Here is a 19237-nt window from a genome sequence, read left to right as displayed (position 1 = left end):
TTTATATGGTCAAAGGCAGGGTGCGCAGGCGCTTGCCGGTCAGCTTGAAGACGGCGTTGGCCACCGCCGGCGCGATCGGCGGCGTGGCCGGCTCGCCCATGCCTTCGGGATGCTCGGCGCTCGGCATGATGATGGTCTCCACCTCGGGCGCCTGGTTCAGGCGCAGCACCGGATAGTCGTTGAAGCTGGTCTGCTCGACCTTGCCATCCTTGATCGTCACCGCGCCATACAAGGCCGCCGACAGCCCGAACACCACCGCCGATTCCACCTGCTGCGCGATGATGTTGGGATTGACGGCGATGCCGCAGTCGACCGCGCACACCACGCGGTGCACGCGGATCTCCGTGCCTTCCACCGACACTTCCGCCACCTGCGCGACAATGGTGCCGAACGACTGGTGCAGCGCCACGCCGTGCGCGCGCCCCGCCGGCGCGGCGCCGGCCCTGGCCACCGCCGCATCGAGCACCGCCAGGTGGCGCGGGTGCCGCTTGAGCAGGCTTCGCCGGAATGCCACGCTGTCCCTGCCGCCCGCGTGCGCCAGCTCGTCGATGAAGCTCTCCTTGAAGAACGCGTTGTGCGAATGCCCGACCGAGCGCCAGTACCCCAGCGGCACCGGGCTGTCGACGATCACGTGCCGTATGCGCTGGTTGGGGAATTCGTACTGCATGTCGAACTCCCCTTCGACCGTGGTCTTGTCCGGCCCGCCGGGCGGCAGGCCGAGGTTGCGCTTGAAGAACTGGTGCGACACCGAGCCGCTGGCCGACTTGTTGTCGTAGCCGAGCACATTGCCCGCCGCGTCCAGGCTGGCGTTGAAGCGCGCCAGCGCGGCCGGACGGTACACGTCGTGGGTGGTGTCGTCCTCGCGCGACCAGATCATCTGCACCGGCAGCCCGCCGGTTTGCCGCGCCACCGCCACCACCTGCGACACCATGTCGACATCCAGCCGGCGCCCGAAGCCGCCGCCCAGCATCGTCACCTCCAGCACCACCTTGTCGGCCGGGACGCCGCCCGCCTTGGCCGCCGCCTCCACCGCGAAGCCGGGCGACTGCGTCGGCGCCCACAGAAACACGAAGCCGTCCTTGACCTGCGCCGTGCAGTTGACCGGCTCCATCGCGGCATGCGCCAGATAGGGCGCGCGATATTCCGCCGTCACGGTCTTGGCGACGCCGATGGCCTTGCCCTCCACCGCGTCCATGTCGCCCGACTTGTGGTAGGCGTGGCCGGACTCCGCGTCCAGTTTGGCCGCGAACTCGGCGTAGATGGCGGCGCTCGACAGCCTGGCGCCGTCGCCCTCATTCCACTGCACCGGCAGCGCCAGCGCGGCCTGCCTGGCCTGCCACCAGCTCTTGGCCACCACCGCCACGCCGGCGCCGGCGCCGGTCCTGGCCGGCAGCGCGCCGGAGAAATCGACCACGCGCAGCACGCCCGGCATCTTCAGCACCGCGTCCGCGTCGACGCTGGCGACCCGGCCGCCGATCACCGGCGACATGCGCACGGCCGCATACACCATGCCCTGGGGTCGCACATCGAGGCCATACACCGCCGCGCCGTTCACCTTGGACGGCGTGTCGCGGCGCGGCTGCGGGCGGCCGATCAGCTTGAAATCCCGGGGCGACTTCAGGCGGATCTCGCCCGGCTTGGAGGTGGCGGCGGCCACCGCCAGCGCGCCGTACGCCAGGCGCCTGCCGTCGGCGTGGATGACGAAGCCGTCCTCGGTGCGGCAGTCCTCCGCGCGCGCCTTCCACTGCGCGGCGGCGGCTGCCACCAGCATGGCGCGCGCGGCGGCGCCGGCTTCGCGCATCGGCTGCCACGCGTCCTTCACGCTGGACGAGCCGCCGGTGATGATCAGGCCCAGCTCGCGCGCGACCTTGCCGACGGTCCAGCTGACCACCGCCTTCAGGTCGCCGTTGTCGTCCGGGTGGAACGGCAGGCCGTCCTTGAGCATGGCGATATTGCCGTAGATTTTATCGTGCGGCGCCTGCACCAGCCGCACCGCCGACAGCGGCACGTCCATCTCCTCGGCCACCAGCATCGGCAAGGCGGTGTGCACGCCCTGCCCCATCTCACTGCGCGCCATGACCACGTTGACCATGCCGTCCGGCGCCACCGCCACCCAGCCGTTGAGCTCCACCGCGTTGCCGACCACCGGCATCGGATGCGTGGCGTGCAGGCGCTGCCTCGGCGGCATCGCGCCCCAGCCGACCACCAGCGCGCCGGCGGCGGCCACGCCGCCAAAGATAAAGCGGCGTCGTCGTTTGGACTGTGGCTGCATACGGTCTCCCTTGTTCGATTATTGGCGCCAGCGCGCCAGCATATCGCTGGCGGACACCGGCTTGCTGTAGAAGTAGCCCTGCGCCTGGTGGCAGCCGTGCCGCAGCAGGAACGCGGCCTGCTCCTCGGTCTCGACGCCCTCGGCGATCACGGACAGGTTCATGCTCTTGCCCAGCTGGATGATGGCGATGGCGATCGCCTCGTCGTTGACGTCGGTCGAGATGTCCTTGATGAAGGAGCGGTCGATCTTCAGCGTCTGCACCGGCAGCTGCTTCAGGTAGGCCAGCGACGAGTAGCCGGTGCCGAAATCGTCGATCGCCAGGCCGACGCCGATCGAGTGCAGGTCGTTGATGAAGACCATGGCGTCGCCGGTGTTCATGATCACCGATTCGGTCACCTCCAGCTGCAGGCGCTCCGGCGCCAGGCCGGTCTCGCGCAGGATGTCGGCCACCATGTTGACGATGCTGCCGCGCTCGAACTGCTTGGCCGACAGGTTGACCGCCATCTTCGGCACGTGCAGGCCGGCTTCCTGCCAGCGCATCATCTGGCGGCAGGCCTCCTCCAGCACCCACTTGCCCAGCTGGTTGATGAAGCCCGTGTCCTCGGCCAGCGGGATGAAGCGGATCGGCGGCACCAGGCCCAGTTCCGGATGGTTCCAGCGCACCAGCGCCTCGACGCCGATCAGGCGGCCGGTGTCGATCTCCACCTGCGGCTGGTAGTTGAGGAAGATCTCGTCCTTCTCGATCGAGCGGCGCAGGAAGGTCTCCAGCCGCAGGCGCTCGACGCCCTCGCCGGTCATCGACGGCGTGTAGAAGCTGTAGCCGTTGCGGCCGCGCGCCTTGGCCTGGTACATGGCGACGTCGGCGTTCCGGATCAGCATGTTCAGGTCGACCGCGTCCTCCGGGAACACGCTGATGCCGACGCTGCAGGTGACGAACAGCTCGTGCCCGGCCACCATGAACGGCTGCTCGAACATCTGCACCAGCTTCTCGGCGACCTGGCTGGCGCCGAACTGGTTCTCGATATTCTCCAGCAGGACGATGAACTCGTCGCCGCCCAGGCGCGCCAGCGTGTCGCCCTCGCGCAGGCGCTCCTGCAGCGCCTTGGCCACCTGCTTGAGCAGCTCGTCGCCGATGTGGTGGCCCAGCGTGTCGTTGACGTTCTTGAAGCGGTCCAGGTCGATGAACAGCAGCGCCAGCTGCTCGCCGTCGCGCGAGGCGCGCTGCAGCGCGTGCTGCAGGCGGTCGTGGAACAGCAGGCGGTTCGGCAGCGCGGTCAGCGGATCGTGGTGGGCCAGGTGGTCCAGCTTTTCCTGCGATTCCTTGGCCTTGGTGATGTCGCTGAACACGCCGACGTAGTGCGTGGTCTCGCCGCGCGTGTCGCGCACCGCGCTGACCGTCAGCCACTCCAGGTACAACTCGCCGTTCTTGCGCTGGTTCCAGATCTCGCCGCGCCAGAAGCCTTTTTCCACCTGCGCCTTCCACATGTCGGCGTAGAACTCGGTGTCGTGGCGGCCGGAACGCGTCAGCGTGCGGTCGTGGCCCAGCGCCTCGGCCTCGGTGTAGCCGGTAATCTGCGTGAACGCCGGGTTGACGGCGACGATGATGCCCTGGTCGTCCAGCACCACCACGCCGTCGGCGATGTGCTCGATCACGGTGGCCGACAGGCGCAGCTTCTCCTCGGCCTCCTTGCGGGCGGTGATGTCGGCGTACACCCAGATGCTGCCCTCGTTGGCGCGCTTGTTGTCGAGCGCGTAGCCGCTGACCATGCACCAGAACAGGCTGCCGTCCTTGCGGCGGTAGTGGCGCTCCTCGTTAAAGTAGTCGCCCTCCGACAGCGACGGGTACTGGCGCGCGCCGGCCGATTCGAAATCAAAGGAGTTGGGGAACACGATGGCGGTCGAGGCCCCGGTCATGGCGCCCGGCTCGTAGCCGAACAGCTCCTCGCAGCGGCGGTTGACCGAGACGATCTTGCGGTTCCGTACGAACATCACGCCGAACATGACGTTGTCGAGGATGGCGCTCTGCTCGGCCAGCAGCGCCTCGATACGCATCTCGTTGTGCTTGCGCAGGCTGATGTCGGAGATGATGCCGTCCACCCAGGGCGCGTTGCCCTCGCCGTCGTGCGGCTGCGGCTGGCCGTTCTCGGCCACCCAGCGCTCGGTGCCGGAGGCGTCCAGGATGCGGTATTCGATCTCGTACGGCTGGGCGCCGCGGATCGCCTCGGTCACCGCGCGGCGCTGCTTCTTGCGGTCTTCCGGCGCGATCAGGTTGGTCCAGGAGTGGGTGGTGCTGCGCATGAACTGGGCGGCGGAGTAGCCGGAGATCTCCTCGATGGCGTCGGACACGAAGTCGATCGGGCCGTCGGGGCGGAAGCGGAACACCGCGCCCGGCACCTGGGTGACGATGGTGCGGAAGCGCTCCTCGCGCTGGCCGATGTCCTCGAACAGGCGCTTGATCGCCACCCGCATCTGCTCCAGTTGGCCGGCCAGGCGGCCCAGCTCGTCGCTGCCGACCAGGTCCAGCCGGGTTTCGAAGTCGCCGTGCGACAGGCGGTCGGAGAAGCGCATCAGCTTGCGCAGCGGCTTGATCAGGCGGGAATTGAGGAACAACACGATCAGCAGCAGCGACACCATCAGCTGCCCGGCCAGCACGAACACGTAGGACAGCTGCTTCTCGCGCAGCTCCTGCTGGCTGCGGGCGTCGTCCATCTCGACCGTGATGCGGCCGATGCGCTCGCCGCGCACCAGGATCTCGCGCTCGGCGCGGAACACGTTGCCGGCCGCGCGGCGCGGCGAATGCACGCTCATGAACTGGGTGTCGGCCTGGCCGACCACCTCGACCTGCAGCACCGACTGGTCGCGCATCACCGACTCGACCAGCGAATGGGCCGACTCGGCGTTCATGTTCCACAGCGATTCCTGCATGCCCAGCGCCAGGATGTCGGCGTTGCGCTGCAGCGATTCGTTGAGCGCCACGCGCGCCGACTGCTGCTCGTGCACGCCGATCAGCAGATAGCTGCCGATGATGGCCGGGATCACCAGGCCGCCGAACACCACCAGCAACAGCGCACCATAGATCGACAGACCGTACAGGGCGCCGAGCCGGGTACGCAGCCGTTGATAGAGGGCGCTAATCATGCACCGGTACGCCGTCTTGATAAGTTTGCATCATCTGTGTATAGGGGTTCGTCGCGCAAACTTTAGGGTTACTTGATGGAATTATGCACGGAAACTGGCGAAAAAGTCATGCTCCCAGCAAAAAACCCACAGGCAGGCTATCATCGCGGCTCCATTCAACAGAGGGCTCCGCCATGACCACATTCTCCATGTACTCCGCCTCCATCCCCGTGTTCAAACAGATCCTGAACAGTCTGCTGGCCATCCTCGACAAGGCCGAGACCCACGCGGCCGAGAAAAAGATCGACCCGAACGCGCTGCTGCAGTACCGCCTGTTCCCGGACATGCTGCCGTTCACCCGCCAGATCCAGATCGCCTGCGACTTCTCCAAGGGCGCTGCGGCCCGCCTGGGCGGCCTGGACGTGCCTTCGTACGAGGACACGGAAACCAGCTTCGCCGAACTGAAGGCCCGCATCGTCAAGACCCTGGCCTACATCGACAGCGTGCCGGCCAGCGCCATCGAGGGCAGCGAGACGCGCGCCATCACCACCGGCAGCGGCGAGAAGACCAAGCACTTCACCGGCCAGACCTATCTGTTCCACTACGCGCTGCCGCACTTCTTCTTCCACGCCACCACGGCCTACGACATCCTGCGCCACAACGGCCTGGAAGTGGGCAAGAAGGACTTCATCGGCACTTATTGATCAGGTGTTCCGGCGCGGGTAGCCCTGCGCCAGGATGCGCTGCCACACCAGTTCCTTCTGCTCGGCGCTCATCGACACCCAGTGCGCCACCTCGACCACCGACCTGCCGCAGCCGCGGCAGATCTCGTCGAAGGTGGTCGAGCACACCGCCACGCACGGCGTGTCCGGCCGGACCGGCAGGTCGGCCATCATTTCACCTTCATCAGCTTGTCCCAGCCGTCGTGGCCCAGGGCGCGCAGCGTCTCGATGTTCTTTTCAAAGATGTCGCCCGCCTCCGGGAAGGCCTCCACCGCGCGCTCCACGCTGTCCTCGCGCAGCAGGTGCAGCGTCGGGTACGGCGAGCGGTTGGTGTAGTTCTCGATGTCGTTCGGGTGGGTGTCGGCGAACTGGTAGTGCGGGTGGAAGCTGGCCACCTGCAGGATGCCGTCCAGCTCCACGTCCTCCAGCGCGGCGTCGGCCACGTCCAGGAACTCGTTGAAGTCCTCGAAGTCGGCCAGCACGTTCGGATGGATCAGCATGGTCGTGTCGACCTTCTCCGGCGAGGTCTCGGCCAGGTATTCCAGCTCCTCCAGCAGCTGGGCCAGCAGCGCCTCCGGGGTGTCGGCGTCGCTGACCACGTAGCGGATCTGCTTTTTCACATGGACGGCCTTGGCGAACGGACACAGGTTCAGGCCGATGACGGCCTGCTCCACCCAATTGACGGTCTCGGCGACGACGGCGTCGTGATCGATGGCGGGGCTACTCATAATTCAATTCCTTGGTGACTGCTCAAAAGCGGAATTGTACGCACTCTTTGCGGGAACTCATACTTCCGCGATTTTGCAGGCATTTTCTGCTTATTTACGTGGAACGATTGCATAAAAGAATTCGTCATCCTGCTGACATATTTCTTGACTCGACCCGGGGACCTTCGTACACTCCACGTTTATTCATAGTCCGCTCGATGTTGCTCGTCGATAACAATGGAAAACTATGCAAGCACGAATTTCTAGATCCGCCGCCCTGGCGACGCTGCTGGCCCTGATGGCGCCGGCGATGGTCCAGGCCCACGATGAAGCGCCGGGCCTGCCGGCGTCGTCGATGCCGCTGTCCGCCCTGCCCAAGTCCCCCGCCCTCGATGTCTCCTCCCTGAAAATCAACAAGCCGGCCAAGGCGGTCGACGAGGATGCTTTCCGCGAAAAAGACGTGTGGGGCCGCATCCGCAGCGGCTACGCCATCCCGGACATCAACAACGAGCTGGTGGCCAAGCACGTCAACTGGTACGCCACCCGTCCCGACTACATCAGCCGCACCACGGCGCGCGCCTCGCGCTACCTGTTCCACGTGGTCACCGAGCTGGAGAAGCGCGGCATGCCGACCGAGCTGGCGCTGCTGCCGTTCATCGAATCCGCGTTCAACCCGCAGGCGCTGTCGAGCGCGAACGCGGCCGGCATGTGGCAGTTCGTGCCGGGCACCGGCCGCGACTTCAACCTCAAGCAGGACGCCTTCAAGGACGAGCGCCGCGGCATCCTGGCCTCGACCGACGCCGCCCTGACCTACCTGCAGCGCCTGTACGACATGTTCGGCGACTGGCAACTGGCGCTGGCCGCGTATAACTGGGGCGAGGGTTCGGTGCAGAAGGCCATCAAGCGCAACCAGGCGGCCGGCAAGCCGACCGACTTCGAAAGCCTGGCCGAGCTGATGCCGGCCGAGACCCGCAACTACGTGCCCAAGCTGCAAGCGGTGAAGAACATCATCGCCAATCCGGCCCAGTACGGCCTGAACCTGCCGGCCATCGACAACACGCCGTACTTCACGGCGGTCGACAAGACCAGCGACATCGACCTGACCATCGCCGCCCACCTGGCCGAGCTGTCGGTCGACGAGTTCAAGGCGCTCAATCCGCAGTTCAAGCGCCCGGTCATCACCGGCGACGAGCAGACCAAGATCCTGCTGCCCAAGGAAAACGCCGACAAGTTCCACCTGAACCTGGCACAATGGGGCAAGGAGCTGTCGACCTGGACCACGCACAAGATCACCACCGCCCGCGAGAGCATCGGCGTGCTGGCCTCGCGCTTCCACACCACGCCGGAAGTGATCCGCCAGGCCAACAACATCCCGCAGAAGTCGCTGCTCAAGGCCGGCTCCACCATCCTGGTGCCGAAGATCTCGACCTCGGCCAGCGTGGACATCTCGCCCGAGGTGGAGCGCAACGCCACCGTGGCCTTCGAGGCCGAGCGCGAGCGCACCACCGGCAAGTCCGGCTACAAACTGGCCAAGGGCGGCAAGGCCGCCAAGTCCGGTCCGGTGGCGCTGGTCAAGGCGCGCGTGCCGCGCGACGCCCACAAGCCCCGCCACCGCGGCAATTAAACAGCCACCGCGGCCCGCCCGGCCCCGGCCCGGGCGCATGCCGCCGGGGCCGCCGCAGCGATCAAAGGTTGCAGTCGCGGCCCAGTCGCCCTACAATCTTGGTCTTGCGGCGGCCGGCAACGGGCCTCTCACACAAACAACAACCCCACTGACGTCGCCAGCCAGCTGAACATGGCAAGCCTAGGCGCGCAGTTGCAATTGGAGTCACTATGGCGTTCTTGCAAGGCAAAAAAATCCTCATCACCGGTTTGCTGTCGAACCGTTCCATCGCCTACGGTATCGCCAAGGCCTGCCACCGCGAGGGCGCCGAGCTGGCGTTCACCTACGTCGGCGAGCGCTTCAAGGACCGCATCACCGAATTCGCCGCCGAGTTCGGCAGCAACCTGGTGTACGACTGCGACGTCTCGAGCGACGAGCAGATCGCCGCGCTGTTCGCCGACCTGGGCCAGAGCTGGTCGCAGCTGGACGGCCTGGTGCACGCGATCGGCTTCGCGCCGCGCGAAGCGATCGCCGGCGACTTCCTGGACGGCCTGACCCGCGAGAACTTCCGCATCGCCCACGACATCTCGGCCTACAGCTTCCCGGCGATGGCCAAGGCCGCGCTGCCGCTGCTGAAGGAAGGCTCGTCGCTGCTGACGCTGTCGTACCTGGGCGCGGTGCGCGCCATCCCGTACTACAACACCATGGGCCTGGCCAAGGCCTCGCTGGAGGCGTCGGTGCGCTACCTGGCGGAGAACCTGGGCAAGCTGGGCATCCGCGCCAACGGCATCTCGGCCGGCCCGATCAAGACGCTGGCCGCGTCCGGCATCAAGGACTTCGGCAAGCTGCTGGGCTTTGCCTCGTCGCACGCGCCGCTGCGCCGCAACGTCACCATCGAGGAAGTGGGCAACACCGCCGCCTTCATGCTGTCCGACCTGGCCTCCGGCATCACCGGCGAGATCACCTACGTCGACGGCGGCTTCTCGCACGTCATGGGCCTGAACGCGGAAGACTACCTGTAAGCCGCCTCCCGCCGCGCCAAGCAAAACGCCCTGCATGCAGGGCGTTTTTCATTGCGGAGGCAATTGTGGGGTCAGGCCCCACCCGGGTTTATTGCGAAATCTTCCAGAGCCGCACCGGCGCCGACCAGCCGGTGCCGGCGTACAACCTGCCGTCGCCGCCGATCGCCAGCGCGGTCGTGTAGGGCAGTCCGCCCATCATCTGCAGCACGGTGACGCTGCCGTCCGGCTTCACCAGACGCAGATCGCTGTCGCCGGCGACATAGGCGTTGCCCGCGGCGTCCACCGCGATCGGGCTGTCGGGCGGGATGATGCGCTTGGGGATGCGGGCGACGGTTTTCACCGTGCCGTCCGGCAGCACGCGGCGCACCGCGTCGCTGTCGTTGACCAGCAAGGCGCCGGTCGCGTCGAAGGCCAGCGCGGTCGGGCCGTGGAAGGCCGCCTGCGCCCCCACGCCGTCGTTGCCGTCACCGGCGCCGCCGCCGGCCAGCACGCTGCGCACGCCGGCCGCGCTGAACTTCAGGATGCGCTTGCCGAAGTAGTCGGCCAGGTACACATTGCCGGCGCCATCGGCCGCCAGCCGCACGCTGGCCTGCGGCCTGACGCCGCCGTTCCAGCCGGTGAACCACGGCTTGACCACGCCGTCGGGCGGGCGGCGGTAGATCGTGTCGTCGTAGACGCCGGCGCCGTAGAAGTTGCCGGCGGCGTCCAGCGCCAGGCCGTCGAAGGCCGCCGCCGGCGTGCTGCGCAGGGTCGTCACCGCGCCGGTCGGCGCGATCTGCCGGATGCCGTTGCGGTCGGACGCGAAGAGATTACCGGTGCGGTCGGCCACCAGCTGGTAGATGCCGCTGAACCTGGCCTGGCTGCCGTCGCCGTCCACGGGCGCCTCGCCGCCGATCATGCCGCCGCCGGCGATCGGCTCGGACACCAGGATCGTCGCCTGCGACGCGGCCCTGGCCGCCACCTGGTTGGTGGCCGCGCCGGTCGCCGTCGCCGGCACCGTCACGACGGCTCCGGCCGACACATTGATCGTATTGGACTGCCCGTTGATGGTGATGGTCGAACCATCCGGCCCGCTGACGACGGCCCCAGCCGGCACCAGCACGGTTTCGTTGGCCGCCATCGTGTGCGCCGTGCCCGGCGCGACGGCCGCCAGCGCGGCCGGCACCGCCGTCGCCGGCTGCGCCGCCGTTTGCGTCACGCCGCCGGCCGCGCCTCCGCCACCACCACCGCAAGCCGACAAGCCCGCCCCCGCCATCACCGCCACCAACAGATAAGCTGCACGCATATTGAAGTTTAATAAATAAATAACACGCAGCAATATACCTCAGTGCTTGCTTTTCAGATATCAACAAAGTCGTGGACACCCTCTAATACCCCGGCCCGGGTTTCAGAGGTGCTCGTGCACGATGCGCAGCCGGTGGCCGGTCAGCGCCGCGAGCTCGTCGCCCAGCCTGTCCAGCATCCGGCCCTCGACGAAACCGAATCCCAGGTGGCCGTAGGCCCAGCCGCTGCGCCACTCGGCGATGCTGCTGGCCGTGCCGCAGGCGGGACAGGTTAGCCGGTTGTCGCCCTCGCCCTCGTACCAGGCCTCGGTCGGCGGCGACCAGGGCAGGTCGTCGTGCGTCGCGCCGCAGTGCGGGCAGACGAAGGGGCCGACATCGCCCTCGCCGGCGTGGAACACGGTGCGCTCGGTGACGATATGCAGGCCGGCGCATAGAAGGTCGTGCCCGAGGGCGTTCTCGTGCGCCCAGCGCGCCGCGGCGGGGCCGTAGCGGTACAAGGGCAAGTACGCCTGGTCCGCCAGCGGCGGGCCGGGCAGGATGATCTCCCGCTCCACCAGCCACTGCCGCACCTTGTCGGCCAACGCAGGCGCCTCCTCGGCCGTGGCGTCGATATCGACAATCCAGTAGGTGTGCACGCTCATGGCGCCGCCTTCCGCCCGGCCGGCGGATCGGCAATCAGCGCGCCCGGCGTCCCCGCCAACATCATCGTCACCGCCCACGGCATTAACATGGTTTACTCCGATCAAAACCTCAAAATTATCATATAAATAACTGCGGCGCTGCACAATAGAAGGAGACTGACCTGTACAGACCACCCGCAGTCATGTATAGTGTCGCCTGTGCGCTGCAATGAGCGCGCTGCAACAAAAGCAGCGCCGATTGATCAGCCAGGTATTACTAGCAGCTTCGCAAGCCTTAGCGCATCACCCTGATGTCGCTTATAAAGCCCTCCCGCCTTTGGTGTCGCACCTGATACCGTCCCGGCGCAAAGCTTTTGTGCCGAAATTTCTTTCGATTTTGATTGAGTCATTTCGTTTTGGTAGGCGTAGCTATTTCGCGTTCGGCTTTTGCACGAACGCCGGTTTTTTACGAAAGAACAGCATGACATTTGAAGCACTTGGTCTCAACACGTCCCTCATCAAAGCCCTGACCGACGCCGGCTACACCGCGCCGACCCCGGTACAGCAGCAGGCTATCCCTGCGGCGATCGCAGGCAAGGACTTGTTGGTATCCTCGCAAACCGGTTCCGGCAAGACTGCAGCGTTCATGCTGCCGTCGCTGCACCGTTTGTCCGAGATCGACCCGGCAGCCGCCGGCAAGACTCCGAACCAGGAAATGCAAGCCGCCCGCGCCCGTGGCGAGCGCCCACGTTTCAAAGCCGCACAGCCAAAGATGCTGGTGTTGACCCCGACCCGCGAACTGGCCCTGCAAGTGACCACCAATACCGACAAGTACAGCGTCAACCTGCGCCGCATCAAGGCCGTGTCGATCCTGGGCGGTATGCCTTATCCAAAACAGATGCAACTGCTGGCCAAGAATCCTGAGATTCTGGTGGCAACCCCAGGCCGCCTGATCGACCACATGGAATCGGGCAAGATCGACTTCTCGCAGCTGGAAATCCTGGTGCTGGACGAAGCCGACCGCATGCTGGACATGGGCTTCATCGACGACATCGAAAAGATCGTCGAAGCGACCCCGTCGACCCGCCAGACCATGCTGTTCTCGGCCACGCTGGACGGCGTGGTCGGCAACATGGCGCGCCGCATCACCAAGGATCCGCAGATCATCCAGATCGTCAGCGCCGCCAACAAGCACGAGAACATCACCCAGCGCGTGCACTTCGTCGACGACCTGTCGCACAAGAACCGCCTGCTGGACCACCTGCTGCGCGACGACTCGCTGGACCAGGCCGTGGTCTTCACCGCCACCAAGCGTGACGCCGACACCATCGCCGACCGTCTGAACATCGCCGGTTTCTCGGCCGCCGCGCTGCATGGCGACATGCACCAGGGCGCCCGCAACCGCACGCTCGACAGCCTGCGCCGCGGCCAGGTCAAGATCCTGATCGCCACCGACGTCGCCGCGCGCGGCATCGACGTGCCGACCATCACCCACGTGTTCAACTACGACCTGCCGAAGTTCCCTGAGGACTACGTGCACCGCATCGGCCGCACCGGCCGCGCGGGCCGCAACGGCCTGGCGATCTCGCTGGTGAACCATGCCGAAGGCATGAACGTCAAGCGCATCGAGCGCTTCACCAAGCAGCTGATTCCGGTCAACGTCATCGAAGGCTACGAGCCGAAGAAGACCGCGTCGGCATCGCGTTCGTCGCCGCGTCCAGGCGGCTGGAAGCCGGGCGACAACCGTGGCGGCGCCAAGCCATCGGGCCAGCGCACGTTCAGCAAGCCAGGCGCACCGCGCAAGGAAGGCAGCACCGGCGGCGGCTACAAGGGCAGCAACCCGCGCAGCACCGACGGCGCACGCCGCAGCTACGGCGACCGTTAATCGGTAGTCCGCTGAAATAAAAAGCCCCCGCCTGCCTGGACGCGATCAAGATCGCGCCCAGTGCCGGCGGGGGCTTTTTACGTTGGGGCCGTTGGAGAAAATGCGGGCGGCGGCAAACGCGCCACGGTCTGCTGAAAGTCCTGATTGGCCCGCCTCATGGTCTCGGGTAACTCCGCCGCCAGCATCTCGACGAAGGCTTTGACGGCCGGCACCAGGCCGCGCCGCGTCGGGTAGACGGCGTGCAGTTGATGGTCAGGCAGTACATGGTCGGGCAACAAGACCATCAACCGGCCCTGCCGAATGTCATCCTCGCAGAGATGGAAAGGCAGCTGCGCCACCCCCACGCCAGCGAGCGCCATGCGCGACATCAGGTAGACGTCGTCGCTGGCGAAAGCGGGCACATACCGGATTTCCACCATCGCGCCGTCCGGCTGCGTCAGCCGCCAGCGCGGCCGCTCGCCCCGCACGCCCGCCGGGCCGATACCCTTCACACCCTGCAGCGCCTCCGCGGTGACGGCCGTTCCGAGTTTTTCCACGAACGCAGGCGCGGCAACCAATATCTGGCCGCTGACGCCGAAATTGCGAATCACGAGCTCGGAGTCCTCCAGCGTGGAACGAATGCGGATGGCCAGGTCATAGCCCTCGCCGATCACGTCGACGCGGCGGTTGGTGAGATCCAGCTCCAGCCGCACATCGGCATGTTCCAGCACAAACCTCGGCAGCAAGGGCGCCAGGAACAGGTGCGCAACGCCGATCGGGCAACTGACACGCAATCGCCCCGACGGCTTGGCGTTGGCGCGTTCCGCCACCTCGTAGGCCGCCCGCGCCGCAGCGCCTATCGACTCGCAGTGGGTAAAGAAAGCCGCGCCCACCTCGGTGACGTTGACCGAGCGCGTCGAGCGCTGGAGCAGGCGCACCGCCAGCCGTTCCTCCAGCTCCGCGACCCGGCGGCTCACACGCGACTTCGAAATGCCAAGCGCACGCGCCGCGCCCGAAAAACCGCCATGCGTGACAACGGCGGCAAACAGGACAAGATCGTTCAGGTCTTCCAAGACGGGCCCCGGTGATTGGTTCAAAAACGCGCTTAAACGTGTCGATTGTATCAAATGCAGAACAATCCGTCCCTGCCGCGACGGCTAGTGGACCGGCGATTCGGTCTTTATAGTTGACTCCATTACCACTCCACAGGGACTCACCCCATGAACATCCTGCATCTCGATTCCAGCATCCTCGCCGATGCTTCCACCTCCCGCCTGCTCAGCTCGGCGATCGTCGGGGAACTGCTGCAACAGCGGCCCAACGCGCAAGTGGTCCACCGCGACCTGGTTGCGGACCCGGTCGCGCACTTGACCGGCGCCATTGCCGCCGGCTTTCGCGCCCCGGCCGGCGCGCCCGTTGCCGACCCCGCGACGCTGGGCGAGCACGCCAGGTCGGCGCAACTGGCCGACGAATTTCTCGCCAGCGAAGTGATCGTCATAGGCGCGCCGATGTACAACTTCTCGGTCGCCAGCCAACTCAAGGCCTGGATAGACCGCGTGGCCCAGCCAGGCCGCACCTTCCGCTACACGGCCGACGGCCCGGTCGGCCTTTCGGGCGGACGCCGCGTGATCGTGGCCTCCACGCGCGGCGGCATGTACTCGGACGGCGCTGCGGCCGGCATGGATTTCCAGGAATCCTATCTCAAGGCCTTCTTCGGCTTCCTCGGGATCGGCGACGTGCAGTTTGTGCGGGCGGAGCGCTTGACCAAGGGGCCCGAACTGCGTGAACTTTCGATCGGCGCGGCAAACGCCGCGGTGCGCGATGCCGTCGCGCGCGCGTTGAAGTCCTGACTGTCCGGAGGCCATATGCTGTTTATCGTTATCCTCAGTAATCGCCGTCCCGCCGACGAGATCGAGGCGCACCAGGACGGGCACCGGGATTGGCTGATCGCCAACACCCGTGCCGGCCGCATCGCGGTGGCCGGGCCGCTGGAACCTCGCACCGGCGGCCTGATCATGGCGCACTGCACCGACCGTGCCGAGCTCGACCTGATGATGGCTGAGGATCCGTTCGTCGTCCACAGGCTGGTCGAAGTCCAGGTGCTCTGCGTGGCGGCCGCGCTGCGCCACGACGCCTTTCCCGCACGCTGGGCGACGGAGGCCAAATCCGTCCCGCAGAACTGATCCCGAAAGGAAAACACCATGGTGAATCTCTCCGGTTTGTTCCGCCGGTTCCGCCTGCGGATGGCTTGGGCGCTGTCTCTTATGCCGCTGCTGGCCGCGCAAGCGGCGCCTGTCGTTCCCAATGTTGTGCTGGTCCATGGCGCGTTTGCCGACGGCTCAAGCTGGAGCAGGATCATTCCGCTTCTGCAGAAAAAAGGCTTTCACGTCAGCGCCGTTCAGCTGCCTTTGACCTCGCTGGCCGACGACGTCGCAGCGACGCGCCGCGTCATCGAGCGCCAATCGGGCGATGTCATTCTGGTCGGGCACTCGTGGGCAGGCGTGGTCGCAACGGAGGCGGCCAATACGCCTGCCGTGAAAGGCGTGGTGTACCTATCGGCGATGGTGCCGGACAACGGCGAATCGGCAGCGGACATGCTGCAGCGCCTCAAGTCGCCCATGGAAGGCATGCAGCCCGACGCCAACGGCTTGATCTGGCTGGACAACGCGGCGGTGTTCCGCAAGGTGATGGCGAGCGATCTGCCACCGGCCACCGCGCAGGTGCTGGCGGCGGTCGGGAAGCCTATCGCGGCGCGGTCGTTCACGGACGCGGTCACACACGCGGCGTGGCATGACAAGCCGGCGTGGTACCTGATCACATCGGACGACCATGCGCTACCGCCCGCTGTGCAGCGACAGCTCGCAGCCCAGTTGAATGCACGGACGCTGACGCTCAAGTCCAGCCATATGTCGTTGATGTCGCACCCGCGAGAGGTTGCCGATTTTATCGGCAAAGCCGCTGCCGCCAGCGGCTGCGGTCAGTCGAAGAACCGCATGCCCTTGTAGGGCTTGGCTTTACATTGCGCCAGCCGGGAGCTCAGCGAGCCCACATGCGCTTCCAATTGATGGCCGTCCGGGTCCAGGAAATAGAACGAATCGCCTTCGCTGCGATTCGGCTGCCATTCGGTCACCCCGCTATTCTTGAGCCTTTGCCTGAACGCCGGGAAGTCCGACTGCTGGATAGAAAATGCGTAATGGGTGTAGGTGGCCCCGCCCTGCCCGCCGCTCCCCTTGTCCAACGACAGGCACAGCCAAAGTTCTCCAAGAGCGAGGTAGGCTCCCGAGTCCCAAGTGGCCGCCAGCCGAAAATTCAGAAGGCACGAATAAAAGTCCAGGCTTCTCTCTAGGTCGGAGACGGCGAGAGTCAAATGATTAAAACCGTTTAGCACAAAAGACCTCGTTCGGCAGGGCCATGAAAATGTTATCTTATCAAACAGGCGGCAGCGGTGACATCACCTGCGAATGATTTTGGCGGAGATGCGCCAGGAAAAGATCGGCATAGTCTTCGACTACGGCATCCCTCACGCTTGCGCGCGCCTCAAGCGCCGTGCGCCAGTTCGAAATACGCGGAAGGTCGTCGAAGATCCGATGCGCGACCGTCGCATCGATGATTCCGAAGTAACGGAAAAGAGGCGCGTACACCGCATCGACCATGCCAAAGGCAGCGCCGGCAAAAAATGGCCCTTCACCGATAGCCGACTCCAGTTTTCGGAGCCGTTCGCGAAATGCCGTGCGCCTGGCATCGGCGGTTGAAGCGTCGCGGGCGTGCAGGAACTGCCAGCCGTCTGCGAATGTCTGGGTAGCAAACTCGATCCATGCACGGTGCTGGGCGCGAAGCAGCGCATCCACGGGGTATATGGGCGCGCCGCCTTGGGTTTCGTTGATGTACTCGCAGATGACCACGCTTTCGAAAAGTATCGCGTCGGCCGCATTGGGCTGAGGCACCTTGAGCACGGGCACCTTGCCTGTCGGCGAAAGGGCCAGGAACCAGTCCGGCTTCGCGGACAAATCGATGTCTATCCTGTCGAATGCAACGCCCTTCTCAAGAAGAACGATGGCAGCGCGCTGGACGAAGGGGCACAGCGGGTGGCTTATCAGGGTAAGTACGGTCATAGTGATGTCGGATTCTGCATGGCTGAGGGGAAGGAAACAGGGGCGCGGCAAGTCGACACGCCACTGCTTCCTCTGCTTGAACGAAGTGCCGCCGCTTAGCCGTTCAGCAGACGGCCGCCGTCAACCACGATTTCAGTGCCCAACGTCCAGCGCGACTCGTCGGAAGCGAGATACAGCACAGCCTTGGCCACCTCGTCCGACGTACCGAAGCGGCCAAACGGAATGCTCGCCGCGATTTCTTTATTGAGCTGATCTCGATACGCGTCTGGAATCCCGAGCTTGTCGTACAGCGGCGTCTCGACCGGTCCAGGACTGACCGCGTTGACACGGATGCCGCGTCCCAATAATTCAGTCGAAAGGGTCTTCGACATATTCAGGAACGCAGCCTTCGTGGCCGCATACACGGACGAACGGTCTGCGCCGGCATGCGCGCTGACGGAGGTGGTGAGCACGACGGAAGCGGGATTCGCGAACACCGGGAGCAGTGCCTGCATCAGGAAGTAAGGGCCCTTGACGTTGATGTCAAAAGAGCGGTCGAACATCTCTTCCGTCCATGCTTCGATGGGCTGCCAGACAGATACGCCGGCATTGAGGAAGGCAACGTCCAGTTGGCCGTAGTGATCCTTGACAGCTTGTGCCAGCTCCTTTTGTGCCGCAACGCTGGCCGAGTCGGCGCGCAGCACCGGAACTTCGGGTCCCAGTATCGCCTGAGCTTTTGCGATCGACTCGGGATTGACGCCCGTGACGATGACGCGGGCGCCTTCCGCCAGAAACTGCTTTGCGGTTTCCAGCCCGATGCCAGTGGTGCCGCCTGTGATGAGGGTACGTTTACCTTGTAAGCGCGACATTGATTTCTCCTGTGATTGACGACCGACCTGGTCGATATGGAGCATCATGCACTCATACTCAAATTGAGATAAGATTGGACTTTTACATATAATCCATGCGAATTTCGCATGAATAAGGTGACGGTATGGACCGATTTCTTTTGATGACATGCTTCGCGCGCGCGGTGGAAACCGGAAGCTTTTCAGCTGCGGGACGCGATTTGGGCCTGGGACAGCCCAATGTGAGTCGCTATGTGGCGGCGCTGGAAGATCATTTGCAGACACGCCTGCTTCACCGGTCAACGCGCAAGCTGTTTTTGACGCCGGAGGGTGAACGCTACTATGCGGACATCCGGCGCATCCTGGATGCGGTGGATGAATCCGAATCATCCTTCAAGAACAACGTCGAACCATCGGGGCTCTTGCGTGTAGCGTGCCCGACAGCGTTCGCACACGCGTTCGTATTGCCGCAGGTGCCGACGTTTCTGCAGCGGTATCCCCGGTTGACGCTGGACCTGCAACTTAACGATCGCTACGTGGACCTGGTCAATGAGGGTACCGAACTCGCCATCCGCATCGGACATCTGGAAGACAGCGCCCTGCGCGCGCGACCTATTGGATGGTACGACCGCGTCTTCGTGGCCAGCAAGGACTACCTGGCCAAACGCGGAACCCCGCAGACACCGGAAGACCTGAGCGACCACGACTGCGTCATCTATACCTTGCTATCATCGGGGGCGTCTTGGCGCTTCCGGGACGCTGAAATTCCGGTCTCCGGCAGGCTGAGAGTGAACTCTCCCGACGCGGTGAGCGCTGCGGTCTCGGCAGGATTGGGCGTGGGACATGGACCTGCGTGGCTGTTTGAGGACGGGCTGAACAGCGGCCGGGTGGAGCTTATCCTGACCGACCACGCTGTTCCACCGGCCCCGGTGCAGATCGTCTACGTCGCGAACAGACTGCTCCCCACGCGGGCGATCGTGTTTATGGACTTCATGGCCGAGGTGCTTTCCAGGATTCCAGCCTTGAACAGCCACACCCCTTTTCCGACCCTCAAGGATTGGACACGCTGAGCGGTTGAAAATTTTTTA

Annotated in this window: 18 protein-coding genes; 8 read left to right on the top strand and 10 right to left on the bottom strand. The window is 65.1% G+C overall.

Annotated features, from left to right (window positions below; translation table 11 throughout):
* Position 1: 1 nt before the first annotated feature.
* On the bottom strand, positions 2–2272 hold the full coding sequence (locus HUX88_RS11175) for a xanthine dehydrogenase family protein molybdopterin-binding subunit (protein WP_176361817.1): 2271 nt from the start codon (positions 2270–2272) through the stop codon (positions 2–4).
* Positions 2273–2290: 18 nt separating this feature from the next.
* Entirely contained in the window at positions 2291–5410 is a 3120-nt protein-coding gene (locus HUX88_RS11170) for an EAL domain-containing protein (RefSeq protein WP_117009848.1), read from the bottom strand.
* A 173-nt stretch (positions 5411–5583) separates the two neighbouring features.
* On the opposite strand from HUX88_RS11170, the gene HUX88_RS11165 reads away from it, so the two are divergent.
* Positions 5584–6093: a DUF1993 family protein gene (locus HUX88_RS11165; protein ID WP_117009847.1), complete on the top strand. Its 510-nt coding sequence runs from the start codon at positions 5584–5586 to the stop codon at positions 6091–6093.
* Here the strand turns inward: HUX88_RS11165 and HUX88_RS11160 are convergent, their stop codons facing one another.
* Both HUX88_RS11160 and HUX88_RS11155 read right to left on the bottom strand, forming a co-directional pair.
* Positions 6094–6285, bottom strand: coding sequence for a DUF1289 domain-containing protein (locus HUX88_RS11160; RefSeq protein WP_229213323.1), 192 nt, complete (start codon positions 6283–6285; stop codon positions 6094–6096).
* Complete coding sequence (locus HUX88_RS11155; RefSeq protein ID WP_117009846.1) at positions 6282–6839, bottom strand: DUF1415 domain-containing protein; 558 nt, start codon at positions 6837–6839, stop codon at positions 6282–6284. The genes HUX88_RS11160 and HUX88_RS11155 overlap by 4 nt, the downstream gene beginning before the upstream one ends.
* A gap of 226 nt (positions 6840–7065) precedes the next feature.
* On the opposite strand from HUX88_RS11155, the gene HUX88_RS11150 reads away from it, so the two are divergent.
* Together HUX88_RS11150 and fabI are read left to right on the top strand one after the other, a co-directional pair.
* A complete protein-coding gene (locus HUX88_RS11150) occupies positions 7066–8442 on the top strand; it encodes a transglycosylase SLT domain-containing protein (RefSeq protein WP_161098528.1) in 1377 nt (458 codons plus the stop codon).
* 209 nt (positions 8443–8651) lie between these two features.
* Complete coding sequence (gene fabI, locus HUX88_RS11145) at positions 8652–9443, top strand: enoyl-ACP reductase FabI (RefSeq protein ID WP_176361816.1); 792 nt, start codon at positions 8652–8654, stop codon at positions 9441–9443.
* Between the two features lie 88 nt (positions 9444–9531).
* On the opposite strand, the gene HUX88_RS11140 is transcribed toward fabI, so the two are convergent.
* Together HUX88_RS11140 and HUX88_RS11135 are read right to left on the bottom strand one after the other, a co-directional pair.
* Positions 9532–10728: a hypothetical protein gene (locus HUX88_RS11140; protein ID WP_176361815.1), complete on the bottom strand. Its 1197-nt coding sequence runs from the start codon at positions 10726–10728 to the stop codon at positions 9532–9534.
* A 102-nt stretch (positions 10729–10830) separates the two neighbouring features.
* Positions 10831–11367: a serine/threonine protein kinase gene (locus tag HUX88_RS11135; RefSeq protein ID WP_176361814.1), complete on the bottom strand. Its 537-nt coding sequence runs from the start codon at positions 11365–11367 to the stop codon at positions 10831–10833.
* 460 nt (positions 11368–11827) lie between these two features.
* On the opposite strand from HUX88_RS11135, the gene HUX88_RS11130 reads away from it, so the two are divergent.
* Positions 11828–13231, top strand: a complete 1404-nt coding sequence (locus HUX88_RS11130; RefSeq protein ID WP_070359079.1) for a DEAD/DEAH box helicase — start codon at positions 11828–11830, stop codon at positions 13229–13231.
* A 77-nt stretch (positions 13232–13308) separates the two neighbouring features.
* Here HUX88_RS11130 and HUX88_RS11125 read toward each other — a convergent pair whose 3' ends face one another.
* Positions 13309–14283 (bottom strand): LysR substrate-binding domain-containing protein, encoded by a 975-nt coding sequence (locus HUX88_RS11125; protein ID WP_161098531.1) that lies wholly within the window; start codon positions 14281–14283, stop codon positions 13309–13311.
* A gap of 147 nt (positions 14284–14430) precedes the next feature.
* Between HUX88_RS11125 and HUX88_RS11120 the strand changes: the two genes are divergently transcribed.
* From HUX88_RS11120 to HUX88_RS11110, 3 genes are read left to right on the top strand one after another with little or no spacing between them, the layout of a single operon-like run.
* Positions 14431–15060, top strand: coding sequence for an FMN-dependent NADH-azoreductase (locus HUX88_RS11120; RefSeq protein ID WP_176361813.1), 630 nt, complete (start codon positions 14431–14433; stop codon positions 15058–15060).
* Between the two features lie 15 nt (positions 15061–15075).
* Positions 15076–15393 (top strand): YciI family protein, encoded by a 318-nt coding sequence (locus HUX88_RS11115; protein ID WP_176361812.1) that lies wholly within the window; start codon positions 15076–15078, stop codon positions 15391–15393.
* Between the two features lie 18 nt (positions 15394–15411).
* Complete coding sequence (locus HUX88_RS11110; RefSeq protein WP_176361811.1) at positions 15412–16215, top strand: alpha/beta fold hydrolase; 804 nt, start codon at positions 15412–15414, stop codon at positions 16213–16215.
* Here HUX88_RS11110 and fos read toward each other — a convergent pair.
* The 3 genes from fos to HUX88_RS11095 all read right to left on the bottom strand — a co-directional run bounded on the left by fos (position 16188) and on the right by HUX88_RS11095 (position 18170).
* On the bottom strand, positions 16188–16598 hold the full coding sequence (fos, locus tag HUX88_RS11105) for a fosfomycin resistance glutathione transferase (protein ID WP_176361810.1): 411 nt from the start codon (positions 16596–16598) through the stop codon (positions 16188–16190). The genes HUX88_RS11110 and fos overlap by 28 nt on opposite strands.
* A 40-nt stretch (positions 16599–16638) precedes the next feature.
* Entirely contained in the window at positions 16639–17322 is a 684-nt protein-coding gene (locus tag HUX88_RS11100; protein WP_217916291.1) for a glutathione S-transferase family protein, read from the bottom strand.
* A gap of 95 nt (positions 17323–17417) precedes the next feature.
* Positions 17418–18170 (bottom strand): SDR family oxidoreductase, encoded by a 753-nt coding sequence (locus HUX88_RS11095; protein ID WP_176361836.1) that lies wholly within the window; start codon positions 18168–18170, stop codon positions 17418–17420.
* A 125-nt stretch (positions 18171–18295) separates the two neighbouring features.
* Here HUX88_RS11095 and HUX88_RS11090 point away from each other — a divergent pair, with 125 nt between their 5' ends.
* Entirely contained in the window at positions 18296–19219 is a 924-nt protein-coding gene (locus tag HUX88_RS11090) for a LysR family transcriptional regulator (RefSeq protein ID WP_176361809.1), read from the top strand.
* Positions 19220–19237 lie beyond the last annotated feature (18 nt).

Origin of the sequence: Duganella sp. BJB1802, assembly GCF_013369445.1 — a bacterium.
GTDB classification, from domain to species: Bacteria; Pseudomonadota; Gammaproteobacteria; order Burkholderiales; family Burkholderiaceae_D; genus Rugamonas; species Rugamonas vulcania_A.
Note: the sequence above shows the minus strand (reverse complement) of the source record. Positions and strands in the feature narration are given on the sequence as shown.

Bases quoted from the DNA above. Each gene is read 5' to 3' on its own strand.
- HUX88_RS11150 (WP_161098528.1), top strand. From the start codon at position 7,066: ATGCAAGCACGAATTTCTAGATCCGCCGCCCTGGCGACGCTGCTGGCC.
- HUX88_RS11120 (WP_176361813.1), top strand. From the start codon at position 14,431: ATGAACATCCTGCATCTCGATTCCAGCATCCTCGCCGATGCTTCCACC.
- fabI (WP_176361816.1), top strand. From the start codon at position 8,652: ATGGCGTTCTTGCAAGGCAAAAAAATCCTCATCACCGGTTTGCTGTCG.
- HUX88_RS11100 (WP_217916291.1), bottom strand. From the start codon at position 17,322: ATGACCGTACTTACCCTGATAAGCCACCCGCTGTGCCCCTTCGTCCAG.
- HUX88_RS11110 (WP_176361811.1), top strand. From the start codon at position 15,412: ATGGTGAATCTCTCCGGTTTGTTCCGCCGGTTCCGCCTGCGGATGGCT.
- HUX88_RS11135 (WP_176361814.1), bottom strand. From the start codon at position 11,367: ATGAGCGTGCACACCTACTGGATTGTCGATATCGACGCCACGGCCGAG.
- HUX88_RS11160 (WP_229213323.1), bottom strand. From the start codon at position 6,285: ATGATGGCCGACCTGCCGGTCCGGCCGGACACGCCGTGCGTGGCGGTG.
- HUX88_RS11090 (WP_176361809.1), top strand. From the start codon at position 18,296: ATGGACCGATTTCTTTTGATGACATGCTTCGCGCGCGCGGTGGAAACC.
- HUX88_RS11115 (WP_176361812.1), top strand. From the start codon at position 15,076: ATGCTGTTTATCGTTATCCTCAGTAATCGCCGTCCCGCCGACGAGATC.
- HUX88_RS11165 (WP_117009847.1), top strand. From the start codon at position 5,584: ATGACCACATTCTCCATGTACTCCGCCTCCATCCCCGTGTTCAAACAG.
- HUX88_RS11170 (WP_117009848.1), bottom strand. From the start codon at position 5,410: ATGATTAGCGCCCTCTATCAACGGCTGCGTACCCGGCTCGGCGCCCTG.
- HUX88_RS11095 (WP_176361836.1), bottom strand. From the start codon at position 18,170: ATGTCGCGCTTACAAGGTAAACGTACCCTCATCACAGGCGGCACCACT.
- HUX88_RS11175 (WP_176361817.1), bottom strand. From the start codon at position 2,272: ATGCAGCCACAGTCCAAACGACGACGCCGCTTTATCTTTGGCGGCGTG.
- HUX88_RS11155 (WP_117009846.1), bottom strand. From the start codon at position 6,839: ATGAGTAGCCCCGCCATCGATCACGACGCCGTCGTCGCCGAGACCGTC.
- HUX88_RS11140 (WP_176361815.1), bottom strand. From the start codon at position 10,728: ATGCGTGCAGCTTATCTGTTGGTGGCGGTGATGGCGGGGGCGGGCTTG.
- HUX88_RS11130 (WP_070359079.1), top strand. From the start codon at position 11,828: ATGACATTTGAAGCACTTGGTCTCAACACGTCCCTCATCAAAGCCCTG.